Here is a 14,967-nt window from a genome sequence, read left to right on the forward strand (position 1 = left end):
ACAAGAACACCCCGGCCCGCCTCCGGCATTCCCGCCCCCGCATCACCCGCAGCCGTCCTGTCCGGTGACGGAACGTCCGGCCGCACCACCCGCCCCGGGGAGCCCCGACACCCGCGGCCGCTCGCCGCACCGCCGTCCCTGCACCCCGCCTGCCCGCGCAACGTGGCAAGGAAGGCACGCAGTTGCACCCACGCCAGAACTCTCGCCCACCACCATCCACCCGACCCCCGGTCGCCGCCCCCGCCCCGGCTCCCGGCTCCCGCCCCAAGCGAACGACGAAGGCCCGCCCCCCGAAGGGAGCGGGCCTTGCGTCGTCAGCTGCCGCTAGCGGCTAGGGCTGGTGGACGGAGCCGTTCAGCTCTGGCCGCCGGCGAGCTTCTCGCGGAGCGCGGCGAGGGCCTCGTCCGACGCCAGGGCGCCGGAGTTGTCCGCCGACTCCGAGGAGTACGAGCCACCGGAGACGTTGCCCTGGCCACCGGAGGCCGCCGGAGCCGCAGCGCCCTCGGCCGCCGCCTGCTCGTCCGCCTCGCGGGACTTGATGACCTGCGCCTGGTGCTGCTCGAAGCGCGCCTGCGCCTCGGCGTACTGGCGCTCCCACTCCTCGCGCTGCTTCTCGTAGCCCTCGAGCCAGTCGTTGGTCTCGGGGTCGAAGCCCTCGGGGTAGATGTAGTTGCCCTGGTCGTCGTAGGACGCGGCCATGCCGTACAGGGTCGGGTCGAACTCGACCGCCGACGGGTCGGCACCGAAGGACTCGTTGGCCTGCTTCAGCGAGAGGCTGATGCGGCGGCGCTCGAGGTCGATGTCGATGACCTTGACGAAGATCTCGTCGTTGACCTGGACGACCTGCTCCGGGATCTCCACGTGGCGCTCGGCCAGCTCGGAGATGTGGACCAGACCCTCGATGCCCTCGTCCACGCGGACGAACGCACCGAACGGCACCAGCTTCGTGACCTTACCGGGCACGACCTGGCCGATCTGGTGGGTGCGGGCGAACTGCTGCCACGGGTCTTCCTGGGTCGCCTTGAGCGACAGGGAGACGCGCTCGCGGTCCATGTCGACGTCCAGGACCTCGACCGTGACCTCCTGGCCGACCTCGACAACCTCGGACGGGTGGTCGATGTGCTTCCAGGACAGCTCGGAGACGTGGACGAGACCGTCGACGCCACCCAGGTCCACGAAGGCACCGAAGTTGACGATGGAGGAGACGACGCCGGAGCGCACCTGACCCTTCTGGAGGGTGGTGAGGAAGGTCTGGCGGACCTCGCTCTGGGTCTGCTCCAGCCAGGCGCGGCGGGACAGGACCACGTTGTTGCGGTTCTTGTCCAGCTCGATGATCTTGGCCTCGAGCTCCTTGCCCACGTAGGGCTGGAGGTCGCGGACGCGACGCATCTCGACCAGGGAGGCGGGGAGGAAGCCGCGGAGGCCGATGTCGAGGATGAGACCACCCTTGACGACCTCGATGACGGTACCGGTGACGATCCCGTCCTCTTCCTTGATCTTCTCGATGGTGCCCCAGGCACGCTCGTACTGGGCGCGCTTCTTCGAGAGGATCAGGCGGCCTTCCTTGTCCTCCTTCTGGAGGACAAGCGCCTCGATCTCGTCACCGACGGCGACGACCTCGTTGGGGTCGACGTCGTGCTTGATCGAGAGCTCACGGCTCGGGATGACGCCTTCGGTCTTGTAACCGATGTCGAGCAGGACCTCGTCCCGGTCGACCTTCACGATGACGCCGTCGACGATGTCGCCGTCGTTGAAGTACTTGATCGTCTCGTCGATCGCGGCGAGGAAAGCTTCCTCGTTACCGATGTCGTTGACCGCAACCTGCGGGGTGGTGGCGGTGGTCTCGGTGCTGCTCGTCATGTGGGAAAGGGCTCCGGTACGGACATTGAAGTCGTAGGTACTGCTACGCCGAGAGCCCGTATCGCCTCTGCATAAGACCGGACAGCGTCTGAGGCGCATCCTCCGGAGGCCCCGCAAAACCGGAGCAACCCGAAACGCCTCACAACCGAGGGGGCATTCATACAGATGCGAGCGCGGCCTGCTCCGTCCGAGGCGCGCAGGCCCGCAGCGCAACTTGTAGCATACGGGGGCAGCCGGACAGGGTCAATGCGCGAAAGGCGCACACCGGGGGCAGAACGCCCCATACCCGGCAGAAATGATGTTCCGCGAGGTCGTATGGCCCCGCGGTCCCGCTGCGACAAGCACAGCGAAGACTACGACGACGGGCGCGATGAGCCAATACGCCAACGACAGCGAGCCCGAGGCGACCCGCCGTGACGCCTCGGACACCGAGAGCAGCCGGGCCAGCCGCGGCTGGTGGGACCGCAACGCGGACGACTACCAACGGGAGCACGGGGCCTTCCTCGGGGACGACCGTTTCGTCTGGGGTCCCGAGGGGCTCGACGAGGAGGACGCCGCGCTGCTGGGGCCGGCCGCGGAGCTGACGGGGCGGCGCGTCCTGGAGATCGGCGCCGGCGCGGCGCAGTGCTCGCGCTGGCTCGCGGCCCAGGGCGCGCTGCCGGTGGCGCTGGACCTCTCCCACCGGCAGCTCCAGCACGCGCTGCGGATCGCCGGCGGGGACGGCGGCGGGCCCGTCGGGCTGGTGGAGGCGGACGCGGGCGCGCTGCCCTTCCGCGACGGCTCCTTCGACCTGGCGTGCTCCGCCTACGGGGCGCTGCCGTTCGTCGCGGATCCGGTGCGGGTGCTGCGGGAGGTGCGGCGGGTGCTGCGGCCGGGCGGGCGGTTCGTGTTCTCGGTGACCCATCCGATCCGCTGGGCGTTCCCCGACGAGCCGGGGCCCGAGGGGCTGTCGGTGGCGGCCTCGTACTTCGACCGCACGCCGTACGTCGAGCAGGACGACACCGGGCGCGCGGTGTACGTGGAGCACCACCGGACGCTGGGTGACCGCGTCCGGGACGTGGTGGCGGCCGGATTCCGGCTGGTGGACCTCGTCGAACCGGAATGGCCGGACTGGAACACCCAGGAGTGGGGCGGCTGGTCCCCGCTGCGCGGCCATCTGATCCCCGGGACGGCGATCTTCGTGTGCGCGGCGGACGGGGCGTAGCGGCGCCCCGGCGGGCGGTGCCGGGGCGGCCGGCGGGCCCGCGGCGCCCGGGCGGCAGACTGGAGCGGTGAGCTCCCTCCCCTCCTCCCCGCCCGCGGACACGCCCGCCGGCGCCCTGGACCGGCTGCCCGTCCGCACCGTACTGCCCGCGCTGCGCGCCGCCCTCGACACGGCCGGGACCGCGGTGCTGTGCGCGCCGCCGGGCACCGGCAAGACGACCCTGGTGCCGCTGGAGCTGGCCGGGCTGACCGGCTCGGGCCCCCGGCGGCGGGTGCTCGTCGCCGAACCGCGCCGGATCGCGGCCCGGGCGGCGGCCCGCCGGATGGCCTGGCTGCTGGGCGAGCGGGTGGGCGGCCGGGTCGGCTTCACCGTCCGCGGCGAGCGGCGGGCCGGGCCCCGTACGGCGGTGGAGGTGGTGACCACCGGCGTGCTGCTGCAGCGTCTGCAACGCGATCCGGAGCTGGCCGGTGTGGACGTCGTGGTGCTGGACGAGTGCCACGAGCGGCATCTGGACGCCGATACCTGCGCGGCCTTCCTGCTGGACGTACGGGCGGCGCTGCGGCCGGAGCTGCGGCTGCTGGCGGCCTCCGCGACGACCGACGCCCAGGGGTGGGCGCGGCTGCTGGGCGGCGGCGGGGAACCGGCGCCGGTGGTGGCGGCGGAGGGGGTCTCGCACCCGGTGGAGGTGGTGTGGGCGCCGCCGGAGCGCCCGGTCGCGCCCCCGCACGGGACGCGGGTGGATCCGGCGCTGCTGGCGCACGTCGCCGCGGTGGTGCGGCGGGCGCTGCGCGAGCGCTCCGGTGACGTGCTGTGCTTCCTGCCCGGCGTCGGGGAGATCGCGCGGGTGGCGGGGCAGCTGGCGGATGCGGACGCCGAGGTACTGCAGGTGCACGGGCGGGCGCCGGCCGAGGTGCAGGACGCGGTGCTGGCCGGCGGGGGCGGGGCCCGGCGGGTCGTGCTGGCGACCTCGGTGGCGGAGTCCAGCCTGACCGTGCCCGGGGTGCGGGTGGTCGTGGACAGCGGGCTGGCGCGGGTGCCCCGGATGGACCACGCGCGCGGGCTGAGCGCGCTGACGACCGTACGGGCCTCGCGGGCGGCCGCGCGGCAGCGGGCCGGGCGGGCCGGGCGGCAGGGGCCCGGGGTGGTCTACCGCTGCTGGTCGGAGGGTGAGGACGGGCGGCTGCCGCGCTTCCCGGACCCGGAGATCAAGGTCGCCGATCTGACGCCGTTCGCCCTCCAGGCGGCGTGCTGGGGGGATCCGTCGGCGAGCGGGCTGGCGCTGCTCGATCCGCCGCCGGCCGGGGCGCTGGCCGCGGCCCGGGAGGTGCTGACGGCGATCGGCGCGGTGGACGGCGCGGGGCGGGCGACCGCGCGGGGCGTGCGGATGGCGCGCCTCGGGCTGCATCCGCGGCTGGCCAGGGCGCTGCTGGACGCGGCGCCCGAGGTCGGGATGGGGCGGGCCGCCGAGGTGGTGGCGCTGCTGAGCGAGGAGCCGCCGCGGTCCTACGGGGACGATCTGGCGGCCGCCTGGCGCTCCGTGCGGCGGGGCGGTGACGGCTACGCGGCGCGGTGGCGCCAGGAGGCGCGGCGGCTCGGCGCGGCGGGCGGGGGCCCGGAGCAGGATCCGCAGCAGCAGGGCCAGGGCCCGGAGCAGCAGGATGGCGGGCAGGGCCGGGAGCAGGGTCGGGCGGGCCGTGCCGGTGGGCGGGCGGTGGCCCTCTCCGAGGACGCGGTGGCCGGGCTGGTGGCGGCGCTGGCTTTCCCGGAGCGGGTGGCCCGGGCGCGCGGCGCCGGGAGCTTCCTGATGGCGTCCGGCACCGGGGCGGAGCCGGCCGGGGACGGGTCGCGGCTGCGGGAGGCCGGGTGGCTGGCGGTCGCGGTGGCGGACCGGCCGGTGGCCGCGGCGTCCGCGCGGGTGCGGCTGGCGGCTGTGATCGACGAGGAGACCGCCCGGGCGGCGGCCGGGGCACTGTGCTCCACCGGGGAGGAGGTGCGCTGGGCGGACGGGGACGTCGTGGCCCGGCGGGTGTCCCGGCTGGGGGCGATCGAGCTGGCGGCCCGCCCGCTGGCCGAGCCGGATGCCGGGCTGGTGCGGGACGCGGTCGTGGACGGACTGCGGCGGGACGGGCTCGGGCTGCTGCGGTGGACGGCCGCGGCGGCCGCGGTGCGGCAGCGGATGGCCTTCCTCCACCGGGAGCTGGGCGCGCCGTGGCCGGACGTCTCCGACGCGGCGCTGCTGGCGCGCGTCGAGGAGTGGCTGGGCACCGAGCTGGGGCGGGCCCGGCGGCGGGCCGATCTGGCCCGGATCGACGCGGGGCAGGCGCTGACCCGGCTGCTGCCGTGGGCGACCGGGGAGGCCGTGCGCTTCGAGGAGCTGGCGCCGGAGCGGATCGAGGTGCCGAGCGGCTCGCGGGTGCGGCTGGACTACGGCGGGGAGCAGCCCGTACTGGCGGTGAAACTCCAGGAGTTGTTCGGTCTGCGGGAGTCGCCGCGGGTGGCCGGGGGGCGGGTGCCGGTGCTGGTGCACCTGCTCTCGCCCGCGGGGCGGCCGGCGGCGGTCACCGCGGACCTGGCCTCCTTCTGGCGGGACGGCTACCGGGCCGTGCGGGCCGAGCTGCGCGGCCGCTACCCCAAGCACCCCTGGCCGGAGGACCCGTCGGCGGCCGAGCCGACCCGGCACACCTCGGCGCGGCTGCGACGGGGGTGAGGACCCGCCTGGCGGTCCGGCCCCGCGCCGGGGCGGGCGCGCCCGCGGGCCCGCCCCGGCGCGGGCGGCGGGGTGCGTCAACTGCCGTGCGGGGCGGGCGCGATGGAGGCTCGTCGGGCGGGGTGCGCGGTGTGCCGGTGTCATGTCTCCACGCTACGGTCCACCACTGACATCGCCGCCGGCCGGCGGTGCGGCGGCCGGGCGCGGGCGCCGGGCGCGGGCTTCGAGGACGAGGCCGAGGAGCAGCAGCGCCGCGCCGAGGGCGAGGAAGCCCCAGGGGAGGTAGCCGGTGAGCAGCAGGACCAGGGTGCGCTGTGAGGACACCAGGTCCACGGTGGCGTCCACGTAGTCGGCGCGCATCCTCACGTGGCCGGCGAAGGCGGTGACCTTGCCGCCGCCGGGCACCAGTTGGCCGCCGCGCAGCTCCTCCTTGTGGATCTCCTCGCCGTTGACGGGGGCGCCGGTGACCGGCTCGACCCAGAACATCCGGGTGGTGGAGTACCAGCGGGTGGTGCCCGTCCTCGCGACCGTCTCCGGGGTGATGCCCTGGACCGGCATCTTCTTGGGGAGCGGGACCCTCGTCCAGGGGATGGTCTGCTCGAAGTAGTAGACCTCCAGGCCGTGGAAGGTGCGGGTGCCCTTGTAGTGAATGGGGGCGGAGGTGCGGGTCTGCGGGTCGAAGTAGGCGTAGTCGCGCTTCTGGGTGAGGAACGGCCACTTGTACTCGATGCCGGTGCGGCGCACGGGGTCGCCGTCGACCGTCTCCCCGACCGCCTCCCCGGTGGCGTGGACGGGCTCCTGGGTGTGCGCGTCGAAGACGTAGCGCTCGGGGATCCGGGAGACCATCCTGCCGTCGGGTCCGGCCACGTAGGACAGCGTGTTCCAGACGACGACGGAGCGGCCGGTGGCCTGCTGCACGCGGTGGGCGGCGGCGACGTCGCCCTTGAGGGTCTGCACGATGGTGACCCGGGGGACCTGCCGGGCCTTCATGGTGCCGTAGTCCAGGAGCGTGGCGGGCCGGGCCTCCAGGACCATGGCCTGGTACTGGCCGGCCGGGACTTTCGCGAGGCGGGGGAAGGCGTACCAGCGCAGCAGCGGGGAGAGCGCGGTGAAGAAGACGGCGAGGGCGAGCAGGACGAGGCCGGCGGGGCGGCGCATGCCCTTGGGCGGTTTCGGCGGGCGGGGCCCGGTGCCGGGCGGGGTGCGGCGCATGGCGTGGCGTCCCTCCCATCAGGGGTGCGCGGGGACGGTGGTGAGCAGGGGCTCGGGGGAGGTCCGCCCCTCGGGGGCGCCGATCGCGGTGACGGTGACGATGAGGGCGAGCGCCGCGGCCAGACCGATCGCGGCTGCTGTCAGGGCGCGCATGGCCGTCCTCCCGGAGTGCTGAACTGATGCAGCGTCAGGACGGGGCACGGTAGCAACGGGCGGCCGAGATGAGAACACGTTGCACCGCCGCCCCGCCCGGATGTGCGGGCGGGGCGGCGGGCGGGTCCGGCCGGGGCCGGGGCGGTTCAGGCGGCGGCCGGGGCGGTCACGGTGAGGGTGACGACCAGGACGGCGCCGGCGGCGGTGGTCAGCCGGAGCCGGAAGGTGCCCGGGTGGGCGTCGGTGTGGAGCTTCGGCAGGGTCAGCAGGCCGTTGGCGTCGGTGGTGAGGCCGGTGAGGGTGCGGACGGGCTTGCCCTTGGCGTCCCCGGTGGCCGCGGGGTCGGTGAAGTAGGGGCCGCGGTCGTTCTCGGCGGGCTGCTTCGCGTCGTCGGTGACGAGGGTGGCGGTGACCGGGACGCCGGCGGCGGCCTTGCCCCGGTAGGTGGCCTTGAGCTGGACGGCGTCGTCGGCGAAGGCGCCGCCGGCAGCCGCGGTCAGCTTCTTGTCGTCGGAGGTGCGGGCCAGCGCATCGGCCTTGGGCGCCGGCTTGGCGGTGACGGTGCCGGTGAAGTCGACCGGGCGGACGTCGCGGACGGCGGTGGTGGCGCGGACGGTGAACCGGCCGGGGGTGTCGCCGGCGTGCAGCGTGGGGGCGGCGGCCAGGCCGTCCTTGCCGGTGGTGACGGTGACCGCGGTGGCGCCGCGGGGGAAGCGGGTGCCGGTGCCGCCGGTGAGGGTGAAGCGGACGGAGGCGCCGGCCACCGGCTTGCCGTCGGCGTCCTTGGCCAGGACCCGCGGTGCGGTCGCGAAGTCGGTGCCCGCGGTGGCGGTCAGCTTCGGGGGCTCCGTGCCGCCGTCCGCGGCACCGGCCGCTTCGAGGGTGGCGACCGGGGCGGTGCCGGCGGGCGGCTTCGGGGTGGGGGTCGGTGTGGGCTTCGGGTCGGGGGTGGGCTTCGGGGAGGGGGCGGGGGTGCCGTCGTGCGAGGGCGTGGTGGAACCGCCCGGAGTGCCCGGCCGGTGCGCCGGGTCCTTGCCGGAGGCGCCGCCCTTGCCGTCCGCGGCCGGGGGCGTCCCCGTGGCACCGCCGCGGCCGGGCTTCCCGGCGGGGCCGCCCGTCGCGCCGGACGTGCCGCCGCGCCGGACGGGGACCACGCCCTTGCCGTCCGGTACCTCGAACGTGCCCTTCCGGTAGAACGTGAACCAGGAGAGCACCAGTCGGAGGTACTCGCCGGAGTAGTTGTAGCCGAGCACGGCGCGGTCGAGGTCGCCCTGGACGGACAGGTCCCGGCCGTTGGCGCAGAGGTAGCGCCCGGCGGCGAGGGCGGCGTCGAAGACGTTGTTGGGGTCCTTGACGCCGTCGCCGTTGCCGTCGGCACCCCAGCCCGCGCCCGCGGGACCGCCCTGCGACCAGGTGGAGGGGATGAACTGCATCGGGCCGACGGCGCGGTCGTGGGTGGTGTCGCCGTCGTAGCGGCCGCCGTCGGTGTCCGCTATGAGGGCGAAGCCGTTGCCGTTGAGCTGGGGGCCGAGGATCGGCCGGAGGGTGGTGCCCCGGGCGTCGACCGCGCCGCCGCGGGCGTGGCCGGATTCCACCTCGCCGATCGCGGCGAGCAGCTGCCAGGGGAGCCGGCAGCCCGGGGTCGAGTCGCGGAGCCGGGCCTCGGCGTTCTTGTACGCGGCCAGCACGGTGGCCGGGATGCCCGCCTGGGAGGGGCCGTGGACCACCTTCCCGGCGTCACCGGGGTGGCCGGAAGTGTGCGGTGGCGCGGGGGACTTGGCGGGCGGCCGGTCGGTGTAGAAGGGCGAGCCGCCGTCGATCGGGGTGTCGGCGGAGGGACCGGGCGCGGGCCGGGCGCCGGCGGCCGGCTGTTCGGCCGCTCCGGGCGCCTGGGAAGCGGTCAGCGCGGCCAGCGCCAGCGCCGCCACCGCCGTCGAGGCCACTCCCCTGTGGATCCGCCGCCGGAATGTGGCTGCCATACCTGGTGTCCCCTCCATATCGGCCTGCCCCGCCGCCCGGCCGACGCCGTTCCCGGCCCGCCGCGTGCGACGCCGTAGCGCGCTCCCCGCGCGTCAACTGCGGCGACACTACGACAACTCGGGCCGCGCGGCCACCACTCCCATCGGCCACAAAATGGCCGAATCGCTCAAGGAGGGGCGGCTGCCGTTCCCCCTGAGCCACGCCGCGGCGGCGCTGCCCCGCATCCGGCGAACGGCGGGCGCCACCCCGCCTGTTGGCGGCCGCGGCCCCCGTGGCGGGGGCCGCGAGTGGCCGTCTGGCGTCCTACGGAAATGGCGAAAAAATAAGGCGACTATGCGCAAGCCGGTGACCTGCGGTGATTCGCCCGGGGCACCCGGCGGCGCCGGCTCCGGCCGCCCGGTGCGCGGCGCGGCGGCACCGGCAGCGGTCCGCGCCCGGGGCGTACGGCGGCGCCGCACGCCCCGGCGGCCGGTCAGTGCGCCGCAGACTCCCAGTCCTTGCCCGCGCCGACCGAGACGTCCAGCGGGGCGCGCAGGGTGACGGCCGCGGCCATCTCCCGGCGGACCAGCTCCTCGACCCGGGGGCGCTCGCCGGGGGCCACCTCGACCACGATTTCGTCGTGGACCTGGAGCAGCATCCGGGAGGACAGCTCCGCCGCCCGCAGCGCCGCGTCGACCCGCAGCATCGCGATCTTGACGATGTCGGCGGCGGTGCCCTGGATCGGGGCGTTCAGCGCCATCCGCTCGGCCATCTCCCGGCGCTGGCGGTTGTCGCTGTTGAGATCGGGCAGATAGCGGCGGCGGCCCAGGATCGTCTCGGTGTAGCCCGTGGCGCGGGCCTCCTCGACGACACGCTGGAGGTAGTCCCGCACCCCGCCGAACCGCTCGAAGAAGGTGTCCATCAGCTTGCGGGCCTCGTCGGCCTGGATCCCCAGCTGCTGGGAGAGGCCGAACGCGGACAGCCCGTAGGCCAGGCCGTACGACATCGCCTTGATCTTGCGGCGCATCTCCGGGTCGACGTCGGTCTTGGCGACCGAGAAGACCTGGGAGGCGACGGTGGTGTGCAGGTCCTCACCGGAGGTGAACGCCTCGATCAGGCCCGCGTCCTCGGACAGGTGTGCCATCACCCGCAGCTCGATCTGACTGTAGTCCGCGGTCAGCAGCGACTCGAAGCCCTCGCCGACGACGAAGCCGCGGCGGATCGCCCGGCCCTCGTCCGTCCGCACCGGGATGTTCTGGAGGTTGGGGTCGGTGGAGGACAGCCGGCCGGTGGCCGCGACGGTCTGGTTGAAGGTGGTGTGGATCCGGCCGTCCGCGGCGATGGACTTGATCAGGCCCTCGACCGTGGCGCGCAGCTTGGCCTGCTCCCGGTGGCGGAGCATGATCACCGGGAGTTCGTTGTCGGTCTGGGCGGCCAGCCAGGCCAGGGCGTCGGCATCGGTGGTGTAGCCGGTCTTGGTCTTCTTCGTCCTGGGCAGGCCCAGCTCGCCGAAGAGGACCTCCTGGAGCTGCTTGGGCGAGCCGAGGTTGAACTCCCGGCCGGCCGCGGCGTGCGCCTCCTTGACGGCCTGCTGGACCGCACCGGCGAACTGCTGCTCCATCCGCTCCAGCCACCCGCGGTCGGCGGCGATACCGGCCCGCTCCATCCGGGCCAGCAGGTCGCTGGTGGGCAGCTCCACGTCCTTGAGCAGATCGGCGGCGCCGACCTCGGCGAGCTTGGTGCCGAACGCCGTCCCGAGGTCCAGGACCGTACGGGCCTGCGCCATCAGGGCCTCCGCCTCGGCCTCCTCGTCCGCGCCGAAGGCCAGCTGGCCGTCGCCGGCCGCGGCCGGTGCCAGATCGCGGCCCAGGTACTCGATGGACAGGGCGTCCAGCGCGAAGGAGCGGCGGCCAGGCTTGACCAGATAGGCGGCGAGGGCGGTGTCCATGGAGACGCCGTCGATGCGCCAGCCGTGCTCACCGAAGACCCGCATCAGGCCCTTGGCGTTGTGCATCACCTTCGGCCGCGCCGGGTCGGCGCTCCAGGCGGCGAAGGCCCGCTCGTCGGCCTCGTCCAGCTGGGCCGGGTCGAACCACGCGGCGGGGCCGTGCCCGGCGGCCAGCGCCACCTCGGCAACGCTGCCGCTGCCCAGCGTCCACACGTCGACGGTGGCCACGCCCAGCGGGCCGGTGCCGTGCTCGGCCAGCCACGGGGCCAGCTCGCCGGTCCGCAGGACCGTGCCGTCCACCTCGACACCGGGGGCGGGCTCGGCCGCCCCCTCGCTCTCCCCCGCACCCGGGTCCACGGCCAGCAGGCGGTCCCGCAGGCCCTGGTTGCGGATCTCCAGGGCGTTCAGGAACACCTTGAGGGCCTCGCGGTCGTAGGGCTGCCGGATGAGGTCGGCGGGGCCGCAGGGCAGCTCGACGTCGCGGACCATCTCGGTCAGCCGGCGGTTGAGCTTCACCGACTCCAGGTGATCGCGGAGATTCTGCCCGGCCTTGCCCTTGACCTCGTCGGCCCGCGCCACCAGCTCGGCGAACGACCCGAACTGGTTGATCCACTTGGTCGCGGTCTTCTCGCCGACGCCGGGGATGCCGGGGAGGTTGTCGGACGGGTCACCGCGCAGGGCGGCGAAGTCCGGGTACTGGGCAGGGGTCAGGCCGTACTTCTCGGCGACCTTCCCGGGGGTGAAGCGGGTCAGCTCGGAGACGCCCTTGGTGGGGTAGAGGACCGTGACGTCCTCGGAGACCAGCTGGAAGGAGTCGCGGTCGCCGGTGACGATCGACACCTCGAAGCCCAGGGCGGTGGCCTGCGTGGCCAGCGTGGCAATGATGTCGTCGGCCTCGAAGCCGTCCACCGCGAACCGCTGGACGTGCATCGCGTCCAGCAGCTCGCCGATCAGCTCGACCTGGCCCTTGAACCCGTCGGGCGCCTTGGAGCGGTTCGCCTTGTAGTCGGGGAACTCCTCGGACCGCCACGTCTTGCGGGAGACGTCGAACGCCACCGCGAAGTGCGTGGGCGCCTCGTCACGCAGGGTGTTCGCGAGCATGGACGCGAAGCCGTAGATCGCGTTGGTCGGTTGCCCCGTCGCGGTGGTGAAATTCTCCACGGGCAGGGCGAAGAACGCCCGGTATGCCATGGAATGCCCGTCCATCAGGAGCAGGCGCGGACGGCCGCCCGCCGCCTCGGTGCCGGTCGCTTCGCTCATTGTCACTGCCTTTCCTGCCACGCCCCCGATCCTGCCACGCCCCACTGACAAACCCCGCCGCGGCGGACGGCACCGCCCCGCCGCCCCCCGCCCCGCGCGCCACCCCCGGTCCCCTTACTCCCCCGCCTCCGTCCATGACAGGATCGACGGCGCAGCAACCAGATGTGCACGGCAACGATCCGCCGCGGCCCCGGCGGCCCGGCCCGGCACACGACCCGAGGAGAGCGCCATGGCAGGCAAGCCGCCCGCGTCGGACCCCGTCCAGGACGCCCCCGAGGTCGGCGCCCCCCAGCACTCCGCGGTCGGCATCCCCGCCATCACCCACGCGCTGAAGATCTCCCAGCAGCAGATGGGCGTCCGCCGCACCGCCCTCACCCTCCTCCGGGTCAACCAGAAGAACGGCTTCGACTGCCCCGGCTGCGCCTGGCCCGAGGACGACAAGCGGCACACCGCCGAATTCTGCGAGAACGGCGCCAAGGCCGTCGCCGAGGAAGCCACCCTGCGCCGCGTCACCCCCGACTTCTTCGCCGCCCACCCCGTCGCGGACCTCGCCACCCGCAGCGGCTACTGGCTCGGCCAGCAAGGCCGCCTCACCCACCCCATGTACCTCCCCGAGGACGGCACCCACTACGAGCCCGTCACCTGGGACCGCGCCTTCGACATCATCGCCGGGGAACTCGCCGCCCTCGCCTCCCCCGACGAGGCCGTCTTCTACACCTCCGGCCGCACCAGCAACGAAGCCGCCTTCCTCTACCAGCTCTTCGCCCGCGAGTTCGGCACCAACAACCTCCCCGACTGCTCCAACATGTGCCACGAGTCCTCCGGCTCGGCACTGACCGAAACCCTCGGCGTCGGCAAGGGCAGCGTCCTGCTGGACGACCTCTACCGCGCCGACCTGATCATCGTCGCCGGACAGAACCCCGGCACCAACCACCCCCGGATGCTCAGCGCCCTGGAGAAGGCCAAGGCCGCCGGCGCGAAGATCATCTCCATCAACCCGCTGCCCGAGGCCGGCCTCGAACGCTTCAAGAACCCGCAGACCCCCCGCGGCCTGGCCGGCGGCGGCACCGCCCTCACCGACCTCTTCCTCCAGGTCCGCATCGGCGGCGACCAGGCCCTCTTCCGCGCCCTGAACCGCCGCATCCTGGAGACCGAGGGCGCCCTCGACACGGACTTCATCCGCGACCACACCCACGGCTTCGAGGAATTCGCCGACCTCGCCCGCACCGGCGACTGGGACGAGACCCTGCGCGCCACCGGCCTGACCCGCGAGGAGATCGAACGGGCCCTGGCCATGGTCCTCGCCTCCGAACGCACCATCGTCTGCTGGGCCATGGGCCTGACCCAGCACAAGCACTCCGTCCCCACCATCCAGGAAGTCGTCAACTTCCTCCTGCTGCGCGGCAACATCGGCCGCCCCGGCGCCGGCGTCTGCCCCGTCCGCGGCCACAGCAACGTCCAGGGCGACCGCACCATGGGCATCTTCGAACGCCCCGCACCGGCCTTCCTCGACGCCCTGGAGAAGGAGTTCGGCTTCGCCCCGCCCCGGGAGCACGGCTACGACGTCGTCCGCGCCATCCGCGCCCTGCGCGACGGCCACGCCAAGGTCTTCTTCGCCATGGGCGGCAACTTCGTCGCCGCCACACCCGACACCGACGTCACCGAAGCCGCCATCCGCCGCGCCCGCCTCACCGTGCACGTCTCCACCAAACTCAACCGCTCCCACACCGTCACCGGCGCCCGCGCCCTGATCCTGCCGACCCTGGGCCGCACCGAACGCGACCGCCAGGCCGGCGGCGACCAGTTCGTCACCGTCGAGGACTCCATGGGCATGGTCCACGCCTCCCGCGGCCGCCTCGAACCGGCCGGCCCCCAGCTGCTCTCCGAACCGGCCATCGTCGCCCGCCTCGCCCGCCGCGTCCTCGGCCCCGAAAGCGCCACCCCCTGGGAGGACTTCGAGCGCGACTACGGCACCATCCGCGACCGGATCGCCCGCGTCATCCCCGGCTTCGAGGACTTCAACACCAAGGTCGCCCGCCCCGGAGGCTTCGCCCTCCCGCACGCTCCCCGGGACAGCCGCAGCTTCCCCACCGCCACCGGCAAGGCCAACTTCACCGCCGCCCCCGTGGAGTACCCCACCCTCCCCGAAGGCCGGCTCCTCCTCCAGACCCTCCGCTCCCACGACCAGTACAACACCACCATCTACGGCCTCGACGACCGCTACCGCGGCATCAGGAACGGCCGCCGCGTCGTCCTCGTCCACCCCGACGACGCCCACCGCCTCGGCTTCCCCGACGGCACCTACGCCGACCTGGTCAGCGAATGGGCCGACGGCCGCGAACGCCGCGCCCCCGGCTTCCGCGTCGTCCACTACCCCACCGCCCGCGGCTGCGCCGCCGCCTACTACCCCGAGACCAACGTCCTGGTCCCCCTCGACCACACCGCCGACACCAGCAACACCCCCGCCTCGAAGTCCGTCGTCATCCGGCTGGAGACCGCGCGGGAGCAGTGACCGCCGGCCGCACGGCCGCAACCGGCGGACGGGCACCCCGCGCGGACCGCCCGTCCACCGGGCTGATAGGAACAGGCGCAGATCCACCACGATCACAGGCGCTGACGACGGCGCCTGCCACGGCGCGTTCAAGGGCGAGCGAAACGGAGCAG

The 14,967-nt window shown here is 74.2% G+C and carries 8 protein-coding genes; 3 read left to right on the forward strand and 5 right to left on the reverse strand.

Annotated elements, in window-relative coordinates:
* Positions 1–354: 354 nt before the first annotated feature.
* Positions 355–1,860 (reverse strand): 30S ribosomal protein S1, encoded by a 1,506-nt coding sequence (gene rpsA, locus MUU72_RS02610; protein WP_066973384.1) that lies wholly within the window; start codon positions 1,858–1,860, stop codon positions 355–357.
* A 370-nt stretch (positions 1,861–2,230) separates the two neighbouring features.
* Between rpsA and MUU72_RS02615 the strand changes: the two genes are divergently transcribed.
* Both MUU72_RS02615 and hrpB read left to right on the forward strand, forming a co-directional pair.
* A complete protein-coding gene (locus MUU72_RS02615; RefSeq protein ID WP_248011433.1) occupies positions 2,231–3,064 on the forward strand; it encodes a class I SAM-dependent methyltransferase in 834 nt (277 codons plus the stop codon).
* 67 nt (positions 3,065–3,131) lie between these two features.
* Positions 3,132–5,771 carry an ATP-dependent helicase HrpB gene (hrpB, locus tag MUU72_RS02620; protein ID WP_248011434.1) on the forward strand — a complete coding sequence of 880 codons (2,640 nt, stop codon included), beginning with the start codon at positions 3,132–3,134 and terminating at the stop codon, positions 5,769–5,771.
* A gap of 153 nt (positions 5,772–5,924) precedes the next feature.
* Here the strand turns inward: hrpB and pgfA are convergent, their stop codons facing one another.
* The 4 genes from pgfA to polA all read right to left on the reverse strand — a co-directional run bounded on the left by pgfA (position 5,925) and on the right by polA (position 12,303).
* Positions 5,925–6,929: a cell envelope lipid trafficking protein PgfA gene (gene pgfA / locus MUU72_RS02625; RefSeq protein ID WP_248011571.1), complete on the reverse strand. Its 1,005-nt coding sequence runs from the start codon at positions 6,927–6,929 to the stop codon at positions 5,925–5,927.
* Positions 6,930–7,001: 72 nt separating this feature from the next.
* Entirely contained in the window at positions 7,002–7,136 is a 135-nt protein-coding gene (locus MUU72_RS02630) for an SPW_0924 family protein (protein ID WP_248011435.1), read from the reverse strand.
* Between the two features lie 146 nt (positions 7,137–7,282).
* Positions 7,283–9,115, reverse strand: coding sequence for a lytic transglycosylase domain-containing protein (locus MUU72_RS02635; RefSeq protein WP_248011436.1), 1,833 nt, complete (start codon positions 9,113–9,115; stop codon positions 7,283–7,285).
* Positions 9,116–9,588: 473 nt separating this feature from the next.
* Positions 9,589–12,303: a DNA polymerase I gene (gene polA / locus MUU72_RS02640; protein WP_248011437.1), complete on the reverse strand. Its 2,715-nt coding sequence runs from the start codon at positions 12,301–12,303 to the stop codon at positions 9,589–9,591.
* Between the two features lie 229 nt (positions 12,304–12,532).
* Between polA and MUU72_RS02645 the strand changes: the two genes are divergently transcribed.
* Positions 12,533–14,815, forward strand: coding sequence for an FdhF/YdeP family oxidoreductase (locus MUU72_RS02645; protein ID WP_248011438.1), 2,283 nt, complete (start codon positions 12,533–12,535; stop codon positions 14,813–14,815).
* Positions 14,816–14,967 lie beyond the last annotated feature (152 nt).

It is taken from the genome of Streptomyces rhizoryzae, assembly GCF_023155275.1.
In the GTDB taxonomy this organism is placed as follows: domain Bacteria; phylum Actinomycetota; class Actinomycetes; order Streptomycetales; family Streptomycetaceae; genus Streptomyces; species Streptomyces rhizoryzae.

Coding starts and splice junctions, on each gene's coding strand:
- rpsA (WP_066973384.1), bottom strand. CDS start 1,860: ATGACGAGCAGCACCGAGACCACCGCCACCACCCCGCAGGTTGCGGTC.
- MUU72_RS02615 (WP_248011433.1), top strand. CDS start 2,231: ATGAGCCAATACGCCAACGACAGCGAGCCCGAGGCGACCCGCCGTGAC.
- pgfA (WP_248011571.1), bottom strand. CDS start 6,929: ATGCGCCGCCCCGCCGGCCTCGTCCTGCTCGCCCTCGCCGTCTTCTTC.
- MUU72_RS02630 (WP_248011435.1), bottom strand. CDS start 7,136: ATGCGCGCCCTGACAGCAGCCGCGATCGGTCTGGCCGCGGCGCTCGCC.
- MUU72_RS02635 (WP_248011436.1), bottom strand. CDS start 9,115: ATGGCAGCCACATTCCGGCGGCGGATCCACAGGGGAGTGGCCTCGACG.
- polA (WP_248011437.1), bottom strand. CDS start 12,303: ATGAGCGAAGCGACCGGCACCGAGGCGGCGGGCGGCCGTCCGCGCCTG.
- MUU72_RS02645 (WP_248011438.1), top strand. CDS start 12,533: ATGGCAGGCAAGCCGCCCGCGTCGGACCCCGTCCAGGACGCCCCCGAG.